Annotated in this window: 22 protein-coding genes; 6 read left to right on the plus strand and 16 right to left on the minus strand. The window is 61.2% G+C overall.

Features of this window, described 5'->3' with window-relative positions; all coding sequences use genetic code 11:
* The first annotated feature begins 38 nt into the window (after window positions 1-38).
* The 4 genes from BLT09_RS04780 (at window position 39) to BLT09_RS04795 (ending at window position 3,476) form a co-directional block, all read left to right on the plus strand.
* Complete coding sequence (locus BLT09_RS04780) at window positions 39-905, plus strand: alpha/beta fold hydrolase (protein ID WP_091591102.1); 867 nt, start codon at window positions 39-41, stop codon at window positions 903-905.
* 147 nt (window positions 906-1,052) lie between these two features.
* A complete protein-coding gene (locus BLT09_RS04785) occupies window positions 1,053-1,478 on the plus strand; it encodes an aminoacyl-tRNA hydrolase (RefSeq protein WP_139172512.1) in 426 nt (141 codons plus the stop codon).
* Window positions 1,479-1,740: 262 nt separating this feature from the next.
* Window positions 1,741-2,970: a bifunctional 2-C-methyl-D-erythritol 4-phosphate cytidylyltransferase/2-C-methyl-D-erythritol 2,4-cyclodiphosphate synthase gene (locus BLT09_RS04790; protein WP_091591104.1), complete on the plus strand. Its 1,230-nt coding sequence runs from the start codon at window positions 1,741-1,743 to the stop codon at window positions 2,968-2,970.
* Window positions 2,967-3,476, plus strand: a complete 510-nt coding sequence (locus tag BLT09_RS04795) for a CinA family protein (RefSeq protein WP_091591105.1) — start codon at window positions 2,967-2,969, stop codon at window positions 3,474-3,476. Before BLT09_RS04790 ends, BLT09_RS04795 begins: the two co-directional genes overlap by 4 nt.
* On the opposite strand, the gene BLT09_RS04800 is transcribed toward BLT09_RS04795, so the two are convergent.
* The 11 genes from BLT09_RS04800 to eno all read right to left on the minus strand — a co-directional run bounded on the left by BLT09_RS04800 (window position 3,452) and on the right by eno (window position 13,796).
* A complete protein-coding gene (locus BLT09_RS04800) occupies window positions 3,452-3,910 on the minus strand; it encodes a type II toxin-antitoxin system RatA family toxin (RefSeq protein WP_023799229.1) in 459 nt (152 codons plus the stop codon). The genes BLT09_RS04795 and BLT09_RS04800 overlap by 25 nt on opposite strands.
* 12 nt (window positions 3,911-3,922) lie before the next feature.
* Window positions 3,923-4,888: a lipoyl synthase gene (lipA, locus tag BLT09_RS04805; protein ID WP_091591107.1), complete on the minus strand. Its 966-nt coding sequence runs from the start codon at window positions 4,886-4,888 to the stop codon at window positions 3,923-3,925.
* A gap of 126 nt (window positions 4,889-5,014) precedes the next feature.
* Complete coding sequence (locus BLT09_RS04810; RefSeq protein WP_023799232.1) at window positions 5,015-5,272, minus strand: GlsB/YeaQ/YmgE family stress response membrane protein; 258 nt, start codon at window positions 5,270-5,272, stop codon at window positions 5,015-5,017.
* A gap of 96 nt (window positions 5,273-5,368) precedes the next feature.
* Window positions 5,369-6,832: a dihydrolipoyl dehydrogenase gene (gene lpdA / locus BLT09_RS04815; RefSeq protein WP_091591109.1), complete on the minus strand. Its 1,464-nt coding sequence runs from the start codon at window positions 6,830-6,832 to the stop codon at window positions 5,369-5,371.
* A gap of 19 nt (window positions 6,833-6,851) precedes the next feature.
* Entirely contained in the window at window positions 6,852-7,490 is a 639-nt protein-coding gene (locus tag BLT09_RS04820; protein WP_091591112.1) for an SGNH/GDSL hydrolase family protein, read from the minus strand.
* 163 nt (window positions 7,491-7,653) lie between these two features.
* Entirely contained in the window at window positions 7,654-9,036 is a 1,383-nt protein-coding gene (locus BLT09_RS04825; RefSeq protein WP_091591113.1) for a pyruvate dehydrogenase complex dihydrolipoamide acetyltransferase, read from the minus strand.
* A gap of 45 nt (window positions 9,037-9,081) precedes the next feature.
* Entirely contained in the window at window positions 9,082-9,360 is a 279-nt protein-coding gene (locus BLT09_RS04830; protein WP_139172514.1) for a hypothetical protein, read from the minus strand.
* Between the two features lie 17 nt (window positions 9,361-9,377).
* Window positions 9,378-10,763 carry a pyruvate dehydrogenase complex E1 component subunit beta gene (locus tag BLT09_RS04835; protein WP_023799236.1) on the minus strand — a complete coding sequence of 462 codons (1,386 nt, stop codon included), beginning with the start codon at window positions 10,761-10,763 and terminating at the stop codon, window positions 9,378-9,380.
* A gap of 15 nt (window positions 10,764-10,778) precedes the next feature.
* On the minus strand, window positions 10,779-11,825 hold the full coding sequence (gene pdhA / locus BLT09_RS04840) for a pyruvate dehydrogenase (acetyl-transferring) E1 component subunit alpha (RefSeq protein ID WP_091591117.1): 1,047 nt from the start codon (window positions 11,823-11,825) through the stop codon (window positions 10,779-10,781).
* A 173-nt stretch (window positions 11,826-11,998) separates the two neighbouring features.
* Entirely contained in the window at window positions 11,999-12,322 is a 324-nt protein-coding gene (locus tag BLT09_RS04845) for an FtsB family cell division protein (protein ID WP_023799238.1), read from the minus strand.
* 199 nt (window positions 12,323-12,521) lie between these two features.
* The gene (gene eno / locus BLT09_RS04850; RefSeq protein ID WP_091591118.1) at window positions 12,522-13,796 is read right to left on the minus strand and encodes a phosphopyruvate hydratase; all 1,275 of its coding nucleotides are present in this window, start codon (window positions 13,794-13,796) and stop codon (window positions 12,522-12,524) included.
* Window positions 13,797-14,060: 264 nt separating this feature from the next.
* Here eno and BLT09_RS04855 point away from each other — a divergent pair, with 264 nt between their 5' ends.
* Window positions 14,061-14,681 (plus strand): hypothetical protein, encoded by a 621-nt coding sequence (locus BLT09_RS04855; protein ID WP_139172516.1) that lies wholly within the window; start codon window positions 14,061-14,063, stop codon window positions 14,679-14,681.
* A 34-nt stretch (window positions 14,682-14,715) separates the two neighbouring features.
* On the opposite strand, the gene BLT09_RS04860 is transcribed toward BLT09_RS04855, so the two are convergent.
* The 5 genes from BLT09_RS04860 to BLT09_RS04880 form a co-directional block, all read right to left on the minus strand.
* A complete protein-coding gene (locus BLT09_RS04860; RefSeq protein WP_091591122.1) occupies window positions 14,716-15,030 on the minus strand; it encodes a hypothetical protein in 315 nt (104 codons plus the stop codon).
* A gap of 85 nt (window positions 15,031-15,115) precedes the next feature.
* Window positions 15,116-15,331 carry a hypothetical protein gene (locus tag BLT09_RS04865; RefSeq protein ID WP_091591124.1) on the minus strand — a complete coding sequence of 72 codons (216 nt, stop codon included), beginning with the start codon at window positions 15,329-15,331 and terminating at the stop codon, window positions 15,116-15,118.
* Between the two features lie 359 nt (window positions 15,332-15,690).
* Window positions 15,691-15,891, minus strand: a complete 201-nt coding sequence (locus BLT09_RS04870; protein ID WP_091591126.1) for a hypothetical protein — start codon at window positions 15,889-15,891, stop codon at window positions 15,691-15,693.
* A gap of 17 nt (window positions 15,892-15,908) precedes the next feature.
* Complete coding sequence (locus tag BLT09_RS04875) at window positions 15,909-16,697, minus strand: hypothetical protein (RefSeq protein WP_091591128.1); 789 nt, start codon at window positions 16,695-16,697, stop codon at window positions 15,909-15,911.
* A gap of 17 nt (window positions 16,698-16,714) precedes the next feature.
* The gene (locus BLT09_RS04880) at window positions 16,715-17,068 is read right to left on the minus strand and encodes a hypothetical protein (RefSeq protein ID WP_091591129.1); all 354 of its coding nucleotides are present in this window, start codon (window positions 17,066-17,068) and stop codon (window positions 16,715-16,717) included.
* A gap of 557 nt (window positions 17,069-17,625) precedes the next feature.
* Between BLT09_RS04880 and BLT09_RS04885 the strand changes: the two genes are divergently transcribed.
* The gene (locus BLT09_RS04885; protein ID WP_091591131.1) at window positions 17,626-18,060 is read left to right on the plus strand and encodes a hypothetical protein; all 435 of its coding nucleotides are present in this window, start codon (window positions 17,626-17,628) and stop codon (window positions 18,058-18,060) included.
* Window positions 18,061-18,299: the final 239 nt, after the last annotated feature.

Genomic DNA, 18,299 nt, shown 5'->3' on the forward strand with positions numbered 1-18,299 from the left:
CTCTCAACTCGCCTGCCAATAATCGGGGAGGAAATCCGATGAAGATTCATAGCGTGCAAGGCGCCGGCGGCGTCAAGCTTCATGTGCGCGAATGGGGCCAGCCTGGCGGTATTCCACTTCTGCTGATCCATGGCTGGTCGCAGAGCCTGCTCTGCTGGACGAAACAGCATGAGGGCGAGCTGCAGGACCAGTTCCGCGTTGTCGCGGTCGACCTGCGCGGTCACGGCATGTCTGAGGCGCCGCTAGAAGCCGAACAGTACGTCGATGGCGACAAATGGGCCGACGATGTCGCTGCGATCATCAACCAGCTCACATTCGACAAGCCGATCCTGGTCGGCTGGTCCTATGGCGGATTCGTCATATCGGACTATGTCCGCAAGCACGGCCAGAACAAGATCGCCGGCATCAACTTCGTCGGTGCAGCGGTGGTCCTGGGCGAGAAGGCCTCGCCTTTTGTCGGTCCGGGTTTCCAGGAGAACGTACCCGCTGCCTGCGAGGCGGATTTGCCGACCAACATCGCGGCGATACGCAGGTTCCTGCGCGCGTTAGTCGCCGAGCCGATGTCGGCGGACGACTTCGAAGTGGCGCTGGGCTTCAACATGGTCGTGCATCCGCAGGTACGCGCCTTCCTGATACAGCGCGAGCTCGACTTCGTCCCGATCCTGGAAAGCATCGAGGTTCCCGTGCTTGTCACCCATGGCCGTTCCGACACCCTCGTGCTGCCGGCCATGGCCGACTTGATCAGGGAGCACTGCAAGACAGCCCAGACGTCTTGGTACGACGGTGTCGGCCACGCTCCATTTCTAGAGGAACCCGAGCGCTTCAACCGAGAACTCGCCCGCTTCGCCAGGAAGGCACACATCTTGCGCAGACCGTCGAAGGATCAGACCGCAACGAGACCCTAGGAGCTTGTCATGCGGCGACGCATCGCCGCCGGCTAGAAACAGTTGTCAATGTGCCGGCGGAAATGGTGGGTGCATAAAATGCTCTGAACCCGCGAACGCATGCGGTAGATGTTCCGCGGCACCTCGCCAGTCGAAGCAGGATAACGGATGAACGGTGTCGCTAAGGAGCAGCGCAACAAAGCCGGCACTGCGGAGGCGGAGCTGCGCATGTGGCTTTTCATCCGCAAAGATTTGCCGATGCCTCCGGGAAAGCTTGCGGCACAAGCGGGACACGGTTACGGCACGTGCCTGTGGTTGTCTAACGATCGCGATCCGGACCTTGTATCGATGTATATGAGTCATGCGCAGGCAAAGATCGCCGTGAGCGTAAAGAATGAGGTAGAGCTGCTGAAGTGCGTTGAGGCATGCAAGGAGGGGGGCCTTGTCGCTGTGGCTGTAAAGGATGCCGCTCGTACGGTCTTTGACAAATCGACCTATACCGTCGGTGCCGTTGGCCCATGCTTCAGAAAAGACCTCCCCAAGCGGGTTTCACGACTGAGGTTGTTCGAGGCTTGGCAAACACAGAGCAATTGATGGCCGCGGTCCATTCCCGCTGTCCCGAGAGATTTTCCGATAATCATTAGGCGGTGATATCGAACGGATTGCATGGTGGCTGCGCTGTTCTGCGAACCCTTCCCTGCGAGGCCGCAGCAGATCGCCTTGGGCCATTGTTCACCCTTTGATCTTTCTACCGTATATCCATGCCCCTTAATATTCAGGGGCCACTTTGCATCTGCGCATGATCTGTTCCGAAAAGCGATTCCACTTTTCGGGATGATGCGCTAAGCGTCTCGGCATGACAGACGCAAGCGAAAAGCAGGCTTTGGCTGCGGACGACAAGGTTGCCGTCGTTATCGTCGCCGCCGGCCGCGGCGCGCGCGCCGGTCAGGCCGACGGGCCGAAGCAATACCAAAGGATCGGCGGCCGTGCCGTCATCGCGCGCACATTGGACGTGTTTTTGGCGCATACGAAAATCGGTCCTGTCGTCGTCGCCATTCATGCCGACGACGGCGGGCTTTTTCGCAGCGCCGCTGGCGCCAACGCCGACCGGGTGGTCACGGTGACCGGTGGCGAGTCCAGACAGGACTCCGTCCGGCTCGGATTGCTTGCGCTGAGAGGCCATGCGCCGCGCCGGGTTCTGGTCCATGACGCCGTCCGCCCGTTCGTCGACGCGGAATTGATAGACCGCACGATCGCCGCCATCGGCGAGCGCCAGGCAGCGCTGCCTGCCCTGCCCGTCGCCGATACGCTGAAACGCGAGTCGGCCGCCGGCATGATCGGCGAGACGGTTTCCAGGAACGGGCTTCATGCCGCGCAGACGCCGCAGGGCTTCCCGTTCTGGCCGATCCTGGCCGCCCATGAAAAGGCCCATCATCTGGGCAAGGCGGACTTCACCGACGATGCCGCGATTGCCGAATGGGCACATATTCCAGTGAAAATCGTCCCGGGCTCGCCGGACAATGTCAAACTCACCTGGGCAAGGGATATCTCGATGGCGGATCAGCGGCTTTCCGGCGAACGGCCGCGTTTTCCGGACATCCGCACCGGCAATGGCTACGACGTCCATGCCTTCGAGCCCGGCGACCATGTCGTCCTGTGCGGCGTCTCCATCCCGCACGACAAGAAACTGTCCGGCCATTCGGACGCCGATGTCGGCCTGCACGCCTTGACCGACGCGCTGCTCGCCACTTGCGGCGCCGGCGACATCGGCACGCATTTCCCGCCATCGGACCCGCAGTGGAAAGGCGTGGCCTCGCGGATCTTCGTCGAACATGCGGCAGAACTGGTACGCGCGCGCGGCGGGCGCATCGCCAATGCCGACATCACGCTGATCTGCGAGGCGCCGCGCGTCGGCCCGCATCGCGAAGCGATGACCGAAATCCTTTCGGCAATGCTGGCGATTTCCCGGGACCGCATCTCGATCAAGGCGACAACCAACGAAAAGCTCGGCTTTGTCGGACGCGAGGAAGGCATAGCCGCCATCGCCACCGCCAGCGTCGTGTTTCCAGGTGATGTCCCCGAATGAGCAACAGCGATCTCGCAGATGCCCTGCTTCAAGCCTGCCAACAGCGCGGCATCATGCTGGCGACGGCCGAGAGCTGCACCGGCGGCATGATCATCGCCGCCTTGACCGACATCGCCGGCTCTTCGACAGTGGTCGACCGGGGTTTCATCACCTATTCCAACGAGGCCAAGACTGAGATGCTCGGCGTTTCCGCCGCCACGCTCGAGGCGCACGGCGCGGTCTCACGGGAAACGGCGGTCGAGATGGCGGCCGGCGCCTTGGACCATTCGCGCGCCGGGCTAACTCTTGCCGTCACCGGCATTGCCGGTCCGGACGGCGGCTCGACGGAAAAGCCCGTCGGCCTGGTCTGGTTCGGTATCGCCTTGACCGGCCGGCCGGTCGTCAGCGAATGCCAGTTGTTTGCCGACAAAGGCCGCAAGTTCATCCGCCGGGAGACCGTCAGACACGCGCTTGAACTGGGCTTGCGCGCGCTCGCTGCGGATCAGGCTGCCGGCGCTGCGCCATAGATGACGTCGGCGCGCTTCTCGAACGCCTCGGAAAACATGCGGAAGGCGCGATCGAACATCGCTCCCATCACCGCACCCAGAATACGACTCTTGAATTCGTAGTCGATGAAGAAGCAGACATTGCAGCCGCCGTCGGCCGGCTCGAAACGCCAGGCATTGCTCAGATATTTGAACGGACCGTCGATATATTTGACGTCGATGGCCTTCTCGTCAGGCTTTAGCAGCACCTGCGTGGTGAAAGTCTCGCGGATCGCCTTGTAGCCAATGCTCATGTCGGCGACGAGGAGGGTGCGTCCGTCGCGTTCCTTGCGCGAGCGAACCGTCAGCGCCTCGCAAAGCGGCAGGAATTGCGGATAGGATTCGACATCGGCGACCAGTGCGAACATCTGTTCCGGCGTATGCGCAACGCGGCGATGGGCTTCGAATTGTGGCATGAAACCAGTGTGTTAGGCGGACTTCTTGAGAAACGCTTCCCGTGCCGCGCGCAGCTTGGCGAAATCGTCGCCGGCGTGATGCGACGAACGCGTCAGCGGGCTCGATGCCACCAGCAGGAAGCCCTTGGTCTTGCCGATCGTCTCGAAGGACTTGAATTCCTCCGGCGTGACGAAACGGATCACCGGATGGTGCTTTTTCGATGGCTGCAGATACTGACCGATGGTCATGAAGTCGACATTGGCCGAACGCAGATCGTCCATCAACTGCAGGATCTCGTTCCGCTCCTCGCCAAGGCCAACCATGATGCCGGATTTGGTGAAGATCGAGGGATCGAGTTCCTTGACCCGCTGCAGCAGTCTGATCGAATGGAAATAGCGGGCGCCCGGCCGGACCGTCAGATAGTTCGACGGAACGGTCTCCAGATTGTGGTTGAACACATCAGGCTTGGCTGCCACCACGATCTCCAGCGCGCCGTCCTTGCGCAGGAAGTCGGGCGTCAGGATTTCGATCGTCGTCGAAGGCGTTGCCGCCCTGATGGCGCCGATGACCTCGGCAAAGTGCTGAGCGCCGCCATCGGCGAGATCGTCGCGGTCGACTGAGGTGATGACGACATGGGTCAGACCCATTTGCTTGACGGCGTCGGCGATGCGCGCCGGTTCATCGGGATCGAGCGCGGTTGGAATGCCGGTAGCGACGTTGCAGAAGGCGCAGGCACGCGTGCAGATCTCGCCCATGATCATGAAGGTGGCGTGCTTCTTCTCCCAGCACTCACCGATATTGGGGCACCCGGCCTCTTCGCACACCGTCACCAGCCTGTGCGACTTCACGATGTCGCGCGTCTCGGCATAGCCTTTCGACATCGGCGCCTTGACGCGGATCCAGTCGGGCTTGCGCAGCACATCCTGGTCAGGCTTGTGCGCCTTTTCAGGATGCCGCAGGCGCGGCGCATTGGCGATCGTGTCGAGGACGGTGACCATCAGAAATCCAGTTCATTCGCGATCGCTTCCGGCGTTCGCTTTCCATCTAGGACTTTTCGCTGCAAAGAAAAAGGCCGCGGCGACGCATGCCGCCACAGCCGTTTTCGCATGGCAAGAGTTCAGCAACTAACGGCGCACCATGCGCCCCGCCAAGATCAGCAGGCAGGCGCCAACGAAACCGGTGATCAGATAGGCGATCCAGCCGGTGCCGAAGGCGCCGATGTTGAGCGCCTGCAGGATGGCATTCAGCACGATCGCGCCGACGATGCCCAGAACGATGTTCATCAAGATGCCCATGTTGCTTTTCATGAACATCTCGGCAAGCCAGCCCGCCAGCCCGCCAATGATGATGGCTGCGATCCAGCCCACGCCATTCACGTCCATATGCCCTCTCCTCTGGTGATAAATGCATCCGGAAACGAATTACCTTACGGTTGAGTTCCTTGGCTCTCACCTTTTGAGTCTCACGCGGTCAATTTATCACGCGTTGAGCGCGCGGCCATAGGCGTCGAGCACGCTTTCCTTCATCATCTCCGACAGCGTCGGGTGCGGGAAGATCGTGTGCATCAGCTCTTCCTCGGTGGTCTCCAGGTTCATCGCCACGACAAAGCCCTGGATCAGCTCGGTCACTTCGGCGCCGACCATATGTGCGCCGAGCAACTGCCCGGTCTTCCTGTCGAAGATGGTCTTGACGAACCCCTGGTCCTCGCCGAGCGCAATGGCCTTGCCGTTGGCGGCGAACTGAAAGCGGCCGACGCGGATGTCCTTGCCTTCGGCCTTGGCTTTCGCTTCAGTCAACCCGACGGAGGCAACCTGCGGGTTGCAATAGGTGCAGCCCGGAATTTTCAGTTTGTCAGTGGCGTGCACGCCGGGGACGTTGGCGATCTTTTCCACGCAGACCACGCCTTCATGCTCGGCCTTGTGGGCGAGCATAGGCGGGCCGGCAACGTCGCCGATGGCATAGATGCCGGGCACATTGGTGCTGCCGTAGCCGTCGACGACGACGCAGCCGCGCTCGGTGTTCACGCCGAGCGCCTCGAGGCCGAGATTCTCGATATTGCCCTGCACGCCGACGGCCGAGATCATCCGGTCGGCGGTGATCTTCTCGACCTTGCCGTCCTTCATCTCGACATGCGCGGTTACCGAGTTCGCAGCTTTTTCGACCTTGGTGACCTTGGCATCGAGGACGATCTTCATGCCTTGCTTCTCGAACTGCTTTTGCGCGAATTTCGAGACCTCTGCGTCCTCGACCGGCATCACCGCCGGCAATAGCTCGACCACCGTCACCTCCGCGCCCATGGTGCGGTAGAATGAGGCGAATTCGATGCCGATTGCGCCCGAACCCATCACCAGCAGCGATTTCGGCATCTCCTTCGGCACCATCGCTTCGAAATAGGTCCAGATCAGCTTGCCGTCGGGCTCGATGCCGGGCAACGCCCGCGGCCTGGCCCCGGTCGCCAGGATGATGTGCTTGGCAGTGTATGTGCCCTCGCCCTTGACGCCCTTGGGCGCCGGCGGCTGTGGCTCCATCGGCTTCTTCGACGATTTCGACACGACGATCTCGCCCGGCCTGTCGCCGGAAGCCGCCATGGACAGCTTGGCTTCGCCCCAGATGACATCGACCTTGTTCTTCTTCATCAGGAAGGCGACGCCGCCGTTCAGCCGCAGCGAGACCTTTCGCGAGCGGTCGACCACGGCAGCGGTATCAACGCTGACCTTGCCGTCGATCTTCAAGCCGTAGTCCTTCAAATGATCCGAATAGTGCATGATCTCGGCCGAACGCAGCAGCGCCTTGGTCGGGATGCAACCCCAGTTGAGGCAGATGCCGCCGAGATGCTCGCGCTCGACGATCGCTGTCTTGAACCCGAGTTGGGCGGAACGCACCGCCGTGACATAGCCGCCGGGGCCGGAGCCGATGATGATGACGTCGTAGTTCTCAGCCACGGATTTCTCCCATGATTCTCTAGAGTTCCAGCATCACGCGCACGATTGGCGCCAATGCCTGCCCGATTTTGCGCGTGTTCTCTGCGTCGAGATGGACGCCGTCGAGTGGCGTGGTCTCGGCCACCGAGCCGGCATCGAAGAAGCCGCAGCCGACCTCGTCGGCAAGGACGGAATATTGTGGTGCCAGCCGCTTCGACGCTTCATCGCCGCCGGCGAACATTTCTTTGAATTCGGCGTTTTCCGTGCGGCTGACGGCGGGCGGCGCGACGATCAGGATTTGCGGCGACGGCCAATCGAACGGGTAGTCGTGACCGCGCACGATGTCGATCAGGCGCTGCATGCCTTGCTTGGCGGCGACCGGATTGCCGTGAATCCACGGCTTCATGTCGTTGGCGCCGAGCATGATGATGACCAGGTCGATCGGCGCATGCGTCATCAAGATCGTCGGCAGCACTCTTGCGCCGTTACGGTCGGCGCCGGCCAAATGGTCGTCGAAAGCCGTTGTGCGGCCGTTCAAGCCTTCGGCGATGACCTCGACGCTGGCTCCCAACGTCGCCTGCAGCACACTCGGCCAGCGGTCCTTGAGCGGGTGGCGATCCAGACTTGCCGCATCATAGCCCCAGGTCAGCGAATCGCCGTAGCAAAGGACTGTTTTCATGCGTTTGCCCCACTCCAGTCGAAATCTGCCTGCGCGCCCCTCACCCGCCAACCCACGAACAGCCAATGCACGACGATCGTTACAACGCTGGAAAGGCTGAAGGCAAAAAGGCTGGTGAAGAGTTTTTCCGCACCCCCTCCTTCCCGCACCCCCTCCTTCCTTTCTAGACCAGCATGCCCATCGGGTTTTCGATCATGCGCTTGAAGGCGCCGAGCAGTTCGGCGCCGAGCGCGCCGTCGACGGCGCGGTGATCGGTCGACAGAGTGACTGACATGATTGTAGCGATCTTGATCTCACCGTTCTTGACCACCGCGCGCGCCTCGCCGGCGCCGACCGCCAGGATCGTCGCATGCGGCGGGTTGATGACGGCGGCAAAGTCCTTGATGCCGAACATGCCGAGATTGGACACCGCAGTGGTGCCGCCCTGGTATTCTTCCGGCTTCAGCTTGCGGCTGCGCGCGCGGCTGGCAAGATCCTTCATCTCGTTGGAGATGACCGACAGCGTCTTTTCGTCGGCACGCCGGATGATCGGGGTGATCAGCCCGCCGGGGATCGACACGGCGACACCGACGTCGGCATGCTTGTGCTTGACCATGGCGCTCTCGGTCCATGACGCATTGGCATCCGGCACCGCCATCAGCGCCATTGCCATCGCTTTGATGACCATGTCGTTGACCGACAGCTTGTAGGCCGGCGCCTCACCCTTGTCGGTCTTCTTCACCGGGGCGGCCGCATTGAGCTGCGTGCGCAGGGCCAGGAGCGCATCAAGCTCGCAGTCGAGCGTCAGGTAGAAATGCGGGATGGTGGTCGTGGCCTCGACCAGCCGGCGCGCAATGGTCTTGCGCATGTTGTCATGCGGGACAAGCTCGTAAGAGCCGTCGGCAAACAGTTTCAGCACCTGGTCGTCCGACATTGGCTTGGCTGCGGCCGCCGGAGCCGGAGCGCCGGCAGGTGCCGCTTTCGCGGCGGGTGCCGCCTTGGCGCCGCCGCTGGAAATCGCTGCGTCGACATCGGCCTTGACCACGCGGCCATGCGGGCCGGAGCCTGTCACCGCGGACACATCGACACCGGCTTCCCGGGCGATGCGACGGGCCAGCGGCGAGGCGAAGATACGTTCGCCGCTTGCATGGCCATTGGCAATCGGAGCCGCCTGGGGCGCCGGTGCGGCCGCAGGTTTCGGCGCTTCCGGCTTTGGGGTTTCCGCCTTTGGTGCTTCAGTTTTGGGGGCTTCTGTTTTTGGTGCCTCGGCTTTTGCCGGAGCGGCAGCGCCGTCGCCGCTTTTCGCGGCAGCCGCCGCATCTTCACCTTCGGCGGCGAGCACGGCGATCAGCGCGTTGACCTTGACGCCTTCGGTGCCGGCTGGAACCACCAGCTTGGCCACCGTGCCCTCATCGACGGCTTCGACTTCCATCGTCGCCTTGTCGGTCTCGATCTCGGCGATCACGTCGCCCGGCGAAACCTTGTCGCCCTCCTTGACCAGCCACTTGGCAAGATTGCCCTCTTCCATCGTGGGCGACAGGGCCGGCATGGTGATGTTGATCGGCATAGGTATTCTTCTCCCAAGCGAAATGCGTTCACCGTGTCAGCAGCGCTATACAGATAGCGAAAGAGTCTTTTCACCGATCGGTCTGCCGATCGACCAAGCGAGGAAATAGTTGAATGCCAGGAAAGAAGCGACCAGTCCGAGAATACCGCCACCCCACGCACTTATTTGGTAAAGAAGTTGCCGATCAACGCCGGCGATCGTTCCAACAAAATTGATGACAAATCCGAATATAAAGCCAGAGACAAAGCCGAGGACAATGCCTGTAAGGCCCGCGCGCCAAAAAATCGCCCAAGCAATCCGTCGTGTCTCTCTCGCAGTCGCCACCGGATCCTCCCCATTCATCAGCGATATGTGACGGCTTTGACCGCCTCGACGACCTCGCCGACATTGGGCAGCGCCAGCTTTTCGAGGTTTGCCGCATAGGGCATCGGCACGTCCTTGCCGGCAATGGTGATGACCGGCGCGTCGAGGAAATCGAAGGCGCGCTGCGACACCTGGCTGGCGATGTGGTCGCCGACCGAGCTCTGCGGAAATCCTTCCTCCACCACCACAAGACGATTGGTCTTCTTGACCGAGGCGATGATGGTGTCGAAATCGAGAGGGCGGATGGTCCTGAGGTCGATGATCTCGGCATCGATGCCCATGCCACGCAATTCGGCCTCTGCCTTCACCGTGTAGCTCATGCCGATGCCGAAAGAGACGATGGTGACATCCTTGCCCGACTTGTGGATGCGCGCCTTGCCGATCGGCAGCACGAAATCGTCGATCTTCGGCACATCGAAGGACTGGCCGTAGAGGATTTCGTTCTCGAGGAAGATGACCGGGTTCGGGTCGCGGATCGCGGCCTTCAGCAATCCCTTGGCGTCGGCGGCGGTGTAGGGCATCACCACTTTGAGGCCGGGAATGTGGCTGTACCAGGCGGCATAGCACTGTGAGTGCTGGGCGGCGACGCGGGCGGCCGCGCCGTTTGGCCCGCGGAAGACGATGGGCGCGCCCATCTGGCCGCCGGACATGTAGAGCGTCTTGGCGGCGGAGTTGATGATATGATCGATCGCCTGCATGGCGAAGTTGAAGGTCATGAACTCGACGATCGGCCTCAGGCCGGCCATCGCCGCGCCAACACCGACGCCGGCAAAACCGTGCTCGGTGATCGGTGTGTCGACGACGCGACGCGCCCCGAATTCCTGCAGCAGCCCTTGCGTGATCTTGTAAGCGCCCTGGTATTCGGCGACCTCCTCGCCCATCACGAAGACGTCTGCGTCACGGCGCATTTCCTCGGCCATCGCGTCACGCAGCGCTTCGCGCACCGTGGTCGAGACCATCTCCGTGCCGGCCGGGATGTCGGGATCGGCGGCGATTTCGGTTCTCGGCGCCGCGGCGACAGGTGCTGCGCCCTCGCTTTTGGCCGCAGCAGGCGCTGGCGCTGCAGTTTCCGCCTTGGCAGGTTCCTCGCCGATGCCTTCGCCTGCCTTGTCGATGTCTTCACCATCAACGGCGAGCACGGCGATCAGCGTGTTGACCTTGACACCTTCGGTGCCGGCAGGAACCACGATCTTGGCTAGCGTGCCTTCGTCGACGGCCTCGACTTCCATCGTCGCCTTATCGGTTTCGATCTCGGCGATGACGTCACCGGCGACAACCTTATCGCCCTCTTTCTTCAACCATTTGGAAACATTGCCCTCTTCCATAGTCGGCGAGAGAGCGGGCATGAGAATTTCGATCGGCATGGCCTTGCCCTCTCGTTACAGTACGATATCGGTCCAGAGCTCGGACGGATCCGGCTCTGCGTCGTTCTGGGCAAATTCGGCGGCGTCGGCGACAATGTCGCGGACCTCCTTGTCGACGGCTTTGAGCTCGTCCTCATCAGCCCACTTCTTGTCGAGCAGGCGCGCCTTGACCTGCTCGATCGGGCCGCGCTCGGAGCGCATCTTCTGCACTTCTTCCTTGGAGCGGTATTTTGCCGGATCGGACATCGAGTGGCCGCGGTAGCGATAGGTCTGCATTTCGAGAATCAGCGGCCCCTTGCCGTCACGGCACCATTCGGTGGCGAGATCGCCGGCTGCCTTGACTGCACGGACGTCCATGCCATCGACCTGGATGCCGGGGATCTTGAAGGAGGCGCCGCGGTGCGAAAAATCCGTCTCGGCCGACGAACGCGTTACCGAGGTGCCCATGGCATAGCGGTTGTTCTCGATGATGAAAATCACCGGCAGCTTCCACAGCGAGGCCATGTTGAAGCTTTCATAGACCTGGCCCTGATTGGCGGCGCCGTCGCCGAAATAGGTCAGTGTCACATTGTTGTTGCCACGATAGCGATTGGCGAAGGCGAGGCCGGTGCCGAGCGAGACCTGCGCGCCGACAATGCCGTGGCCGCCGTAAAAATGCTTCTCCTTGGAGAACATGTGCATGGAGCCGCCCTTGCCCCTGGACAGGCCGCCGCGGCGCCCGGTCAATTCGGCCATGACGCCGCGCGGCGACAGTTCCATCGCCAGCATGTGACCATGGTCGCGGTAGGCGGTGATCATCTGGTCGCCGTCGATCAGCGCCATCTTCATGCCGGTGACAACTGCTTCCTGGCCGATATAGAGGTGGCAGAAGCCGCCGATGAAGCCCATGCCGTAGAGCTGGCCGGCCTTTTCCTCGAAGCGGCGAATGAGCAGCATGCGCCGGTAGGCGTCAAGCTCCTCATCCTTGGTGAAGTCGACAGGTTTGGGGGCTGAAAGCCCTGCCGATTTGCCGTCGGATTTGGGTTTGGTTTTGGCAGGCGCTTTTCTGGCGGCGGTGGCCATGCATCACTCCCTGTTGGCGTCTCTTGCGGACACTGAGGGAGATCAGTTCTCCCCACCGATTTGGCAAAAGGCTAACACGCGAGAAAGCGTTTCGCCATGCCGAAAAATGCATGGCTGACATGCGTCTAAGCGATTAAAATCGTTGAAAATATCGGCGATTAACTTGAATTTGGTTATCTCGCCGTGGCCGGTAGCATGATGGTGATTTCGTCGGCGTGGGACACATTGAGCGCCTTGCGCGCCTGCTCGTCGAGCATGTCCTTCTCCAGCGTGCCCTGATGCATGAGCTGAACACGCCGCTGCAGATCGAGCCGGCGCGCCTTGACGGCATCGAGCTTACCTTGCAGGTCGACGGCTTCGGCTTGCAACCGGTATTTGGAATAGATGCCGAATTCGCCGTGGTAGGCATGAAAGCCGAAATAGGCGAGGAACGCCACGCAGAGCGAGGGGATGATCAGCCGACCGGTATTTCTCTGCTTGTGCTGACGTGTCCACATGACCCAAATCCCTTAGAGCGCCGCGCGCGCCTGGACGCGCAAAGGGCGCTCTAACCACTCTGCGACCTAGCCCTTTCTCGCCCGATTGTGCTTAATGGACGGTTACGGACGACCGGATCTGGCGGTGTTGAAACAAAAAAGGCGAGAATGCCCCGCCCTTTCGTTTTCGGATTTTCTGGGTTTTAGGATTTTCTGCGGCTCAGCCCTTCACGATCGACTTGCCGGCGTAGAGCGCCTGCTTGCCGAGCTCTTCCTCGATGCGGATGAGCTGATTGTACTTGGCCATGCGATCCGACCGCGACAGCGAACCCGTCTTGATCTGCCCGCAATTGGTGGCGACGGCGAGATCGGCGATGGTCGAATCTTCGGTTTCGCCCGAGCGGTGCGACATGACCGCGGTGTAGCCGGCCTTGTGCGCAGTCTCGACGGCGTCGAGCGTTTCGGTAAGTGAGCCGATCTGGTTGACCTTGACCAGGATAGAATTTGCGACGCCCATGCGGATGCCGTCGCGCAGCCGGGCCGTATTGGTGACGAACAGATCGTCGCCGACCAGCTGGGTCTTGTTGCCGATGAGGTCGGTCAGCGTTTTCCAGCCGTCCCAGTCGTCTTCGGCCAGCCCATCCTCGATGGTGATGATCGGATAGTCCGCGGCGAGCTTGGCCAGATACTTGGCCTGGGTTTTCGGATCGCGGGTCTTTTTCTCGCCTTCATAGACGTAGTTGCCGTCCTTGAAGAATTCGGTCGCGGCGCAGTCGAGGCCGAGCGCAACCTCTTCGCCCGGCTTGAAGCCGGCCTTCTCGATCGATTCCATGATGAAATCGAGCGCTGCGGGCGCGCTTTTCAAGTTAGGAGCGAAGCCACCCTCGTCGCCGACATTGGTGTTGTGGCCGGCGTCCTTCAGCCGCTTCCTCAGCGTATGGAAGATCTCCGAACCCCAGCGCACGCCGTCACGCAGTGTCAGCGCACCGATCGGCAGGATCATGAATTCCTGGAAATCGATCGGGTTGTCGGCATGGGCGCCACCGTTGATGATGTTCATCATCGGCACCGGAAGCACATGCGCCTTGGTGCCACCGACATAGCGGTAGAGCGGCAGGCCAGCCGCTTCCGCCGCAGCCTTGGCCACCGCCAGCGACACGCCAAGGATCGCATTGGCGCCGAGGCGGCTCTTGTTGGGTGTGCCGTCGAGCTCGATCATGGTCTGGTCGATGTGGATCTGGTTCTCGGCTTCCATCCCGCCGATAGCTTCGAACAGCTCGCCATTGACGGCCTCTACCGCCCGCAGGACGCCCTTGCCGAGGTAGCGGGCGCCGCCGTCGCGCAGTTCGACCGCCTCATGCGCGCCGGTCGAGGCGCCGGAAGGCACCGCAGCGCGGCCCATCGAGCCGTCTTCGAGCACGACGTCGACCTCGACGGTCGGGTTGCCGCGGCTGTCCAGGATTTCGCGCCCGACAATGTCGATGATGGCAGTCATTGCGATGTCCCCGATTGATCTGACGAAGCGTCGCGCACGTCTTAGCCAAAGAATGGGTGGGAAAGCAAGCGAAACGCTCAACGCCTTGCTGCGTAAGGGTTTGCGGGTTTTTGCCTTCCCAAGTTTCTGGCCTTGGGCGCGGCCGGGGAACAGCCCCGGAAAAAGGTTGTGGACAAGTTGACGCAAGGGGTCGGTTCTGGATGCGGTCCTCGGCTGAGCGAGACACCCTTCGAGACACTGATTCGGGGCTGGGGAAAACCGTACATGCAGTGGCTAGAGATCATTGTTGATCTGCTGAAAGGCATTGCTTGGCCAGCAGCTATTCTCATCGTCGCGCAGCTATTCAGCTCTGATATTCGAGCGATACTCCCACGTCTCCGCAAGGCAGGGCCATCTGGCGTAGAACTTGACGCGCCCGAACAACAGCAGCGGATTGAGCCTCCAAGCAGTGGGATACCAGACGATCCAGATTTGCCGGTACCCACTGCTGCCCTTGCCATACTGGAAGAAAGGCTCCGCAAACAGATTGAGACTAAGCCAGAAGCAAAGAGGCAGCCGATCCTGCTTCGAGAACTAGCAATTTCGCGTTTGATTACCCTTTTCGAACGCGTACATCGCTTGATTTTCGGAAGCCAGATCGACCTATTGAAGAGCCTTAACCTGACCGGGCCCAAGTCGATGGAACTCGTACGTCCATACTACGATGAGGCCGCCATTCTCTCGCCCGATTTCTATAAGGATTACGACTTCGATAAGTGGCTCAGCTTTCTTACGTCGGCCGAACTTGTCGAGATCAAGGATGGTCAGATGGACATCACCGAAACGGGACGCGAGTTCCTAGTGTATATGGTCAATACTAGGCTGATCGAACGCAAACCGGGATAGAAGTTGGCGGCCAATGAGCCGGGAAACCGGGTGGCTAATGTGCCCCTTCGCTCGGCTGTTTACTGCCTGCCCCTAACGCTTGTTCCAGTTCCTGAAAGAAACGTTCTGCGCGCATTATTGTTAACTGCGTCTTGCGCTCTCCGCCCTGCAGGTCGCCCTCATTTGGCGTTGATAACCGCAACCCCTCTAGCACCTGATATTTTATCCCATCTAGAAGACCTTGGCCTCTCGCGCTCACCATATTCAGAAGAAGGGTCTGCATGATAACGCGGTTGACCGCTTGGTCGGCGCTCAACTCGTTGAAGATCAATTCTAGTTCCCGCTGAGTAGCTTCGATAGATTTCGACATGGATCGATCCCCCGGTTCCAGCGGGCAGACCCTAGCGCTTTTTTCGCCACAATAGGAAGCTTTTCGGGCTTGGGGGCCAAGCAGTTCAGGCCGCCGACGCCTTCCGCAGATGCGAGACGGCGGGCGCTTCGCGTTCGCCTGTTAGCTTGGCCAGCTCTGCGCGGTCGATGACGGCGGTCAATTGCTCGCCACTGTACAGGTGGAGCACGCACCGCTGCGGATTGTCACGCTTTCCGCTCAAGGTGATTCTTTCGATGTGATCGCTGTTGATGAAGCTGCTGCCGGCGGTTGCAATGAACATGGCCTTTCTCCTGCAAAGTGGGGCCGCACGCCTAGGCCAAAACGGGCGGCCCCTATCCCACCGGCCGGGCGTCTTTTCGCGTGAGGGACCGGCCGGTGGAATTCTCGTGCAACGCCCATCTTCAGACCCTTGTGGCTCCCGGATCAGCGATGTGTCCCGAATCGTCATACATTTCCGGCCTTTTTCGTCACCTCAGCCGCTCTCGACACGTTTCGGGCTGGCAATTGGCCGCCGGGGAAACTGTCGGAAACCACGGCGGCCTATCGGGTAGCCGGCCTGCGCACAGCCTTGCCCGAATTGTTGGAGCCGCCCGGCGAAAGCGGAAGGAAACCGGACGGCCCCATCGCGCCAAATCCCGCTTACAGGCAAGGGCTCACGGGCAGGCGCGATTCGTTTTCATTCGCCAGCTCCTCCGGCACGCATGAGCGAGGACTACTGAAGCTGGCGACAACCCGGCCAGTGCCATCGTAAAGGCGAAGCAGATGCCCGTCCGCATGGGACGACTCGGCCTCGATCACGACCTTTTCGCCGGAGCGTTCAACGACCGTGAAGATGGTCATGTATTACCTCTTCGGTATTACTCTTTGGCCAGCGCTCGCGCGGTGCGCTCAGCAGCCGCTTCCGCCTCATTGGCGAGCTGCTGGTTGAACAAGCCGGCGGCAAACGATTCGACCGATGCACGCGCCCTCTCCATCGCTTCCAACGCTTTCTCAAGCCTTTGGACGCGCCGGACCTGTTCACCGTGCCGCTTCAGGCCGAAGCGCGCCTTCAGATGATCATGTTCGTTCTGTGAAAGGCCGGAAAGCCAAGCCGGGCTGCTCAAGACGATGCCCAACGTTCTGTCGTCGCCGCTGCTCAGCGCTTCGCTGAGCACCGCGCTTCTCTCGGCCGGCTTCATCGAGGCGAGCCTGTTGATGATCGCCTGTTGAACGAAATTGTCCTGCACGAGTGGGCTGAACTTCGGCGCGCTGATGTCGAGTTTGATCTTGGCGATCTCACCCTGCACAGCCTCGATCCTCTTATCGATTGCCCCGACCTGCGGGCCAATGGTCTGGATGACCGCCTGCTTGATTTTCAGATGGCGGGCCTGTTCAGTCAGGTTCACGTCTTGCAGTAACGCGCTTCTGGCCGTCACCGCCTTTTCGACGGCCGACCGGGCGGCGTCCAGCGTTCCGGCCATCAGCGTCAACGCCACGTCCGGTGCGGCGGCGTCACCGAAATGCAAAATGTTCCGACCGTCGAGCGCGGCCGGCGGCTGAATGGGTGTCGGCTTGTGGCCCATTCGCTTACTGATGATCGGGCCGCCGGTTGGCTGTGCATGTCCGTTGGGCTGACCGCTGCCGTTGGTCGTTGGTGTCGTCGTCATCGTGAGGTTCCTTCCTGTCACAAATTCCAGCGCATGAAGTCCGACCTCAGAACGGCCGGATATCGATGTGTCGCCACGACCTTGCCGGAGCCGGGCAAGGTGATCATCGCCATGAAGCTGAGAGTGCCGTCCGGGTTCACGCCATCGACCACGCCATCCTGACCATACAGCTTGGCGGACTGGCCGACCTCGACCGGCGGCGGTTCCGGTTCCGGCGTCAACTCAGCGGCAGAGAACAGGCGCGATTGCGGCAGGATGGCAAAAGTGGCGACGCGGTAGGATTGGCCGCCGCCCGGTGCACCCTGAGAGGCGACGATGACGCCTTTGAACCGGCCGGCGTCGGCGCTGACGACATCGCCGATCTTCAGCATGGGCCGTGGTCCTGTGCCGTATATACCGCCGAATTCGGGCGCTCAGGACGCGCGATGCTGTCGGCCGGTATCCTAGACCGGAAAGGTGCCGTTCGCGTCTCTGTGACGCCGCAGCGGCCGGGAAAAGCAGCTTGCAGCACGAGGGCGGCCAGACGGATGCGGGACTCTGGTTTGCCTACGTAGACAAACCGAAACTCTTCCCGCCATCTCGATTGCTTGGCCATACCCCATTCTAACCCACGTCAAAAGGTCTGGCTATATTACCGCAACGGTTACAAACACTTAGGGTGATAGGTCAGTGTCGCTGCCGCTTTTCGCAGAGTAGCTGCTGGCCCAGAACGAAGGAAGCCGGCCATTCGCGACCAGCTTCCTTCAGCGGCGGGATGGGGGGCTTGGGGCGGTTCCCGCCGCAGAGCAACCAACATACGCCGGAACGGGTTACACAGCGAGATGGCCGAACGATTTAGCCCGAACGTGACGCCTGATCGCCCTCGCGCGCGCGTGAGTGTCCGCCCGCCCGAGTTGCCTGATCGACACCATCGCCATATCCTTGCCTCATGCCTCAGAAACGCAAGCTCAAGCTCACCGTCCGCCGCGTGACCGAAGCGCTTCAGCGCAGCGCCGGGCTGATGACCGTGACCGCAAAGCGCCTGCGGTGTGCCCGTTCGACCCTCTACGAGTTCTGCGCCGCGCACCCGGAGTTGGCGGAAGTGCGCCGCGCCGTCGATGCCGAGATTGGCGATTTGGCCGAAAGCCAGTTGATCAACGGCATCCGCCGGGGCGACATGCGCGCCGTCACCTACTACCTCTCCCACAAGTGCAAGGATCGCGGTTACGTTTTCCGCCAAGAGGTCAGCGGCCCGAACAACGGCCCGGTCGAGGTCGATGTCAATGCGGCAGATGCGCGGCAAGTGCTTGCCGAACGCCTCTTTCAGATCGCTAGCCGGATGACGCGGCCGGCTGAGGTCGAAGAGCAGGACACCAAGCACTGATTCGCGCGGGAGCGGCAGAAACGTCAGATTCGCCGTTGATCACTTGAAAAGTTCCTTCTGATCGGTCTCCGGTGGCGTGAACTTCAGCGCCTCGAAAACCGGCACCTGATCGCACTTCGGGCAATAGGTCCGACCTGATCGACCGTCAGCAGCAAAGGCCCAGACGTTCACCGTGCCGCAGAAGCATGTAGCCGGCCGGCTGGCGGACTCAGTTGGCGTCTCTTGACCCTGTTCTCTAG

The sequence above is a fragment of the Mesorhizobium muleiense genome, assembly GCF_900099905.1.
Taxonomy (GTDB): domain Bacteria; phylum Pseudomonadota; class Alphaproteobacteria; order Rhizobiales; family Rhizobiaceae; genus Mesorhizobium; species Mesorhizobium muleiense.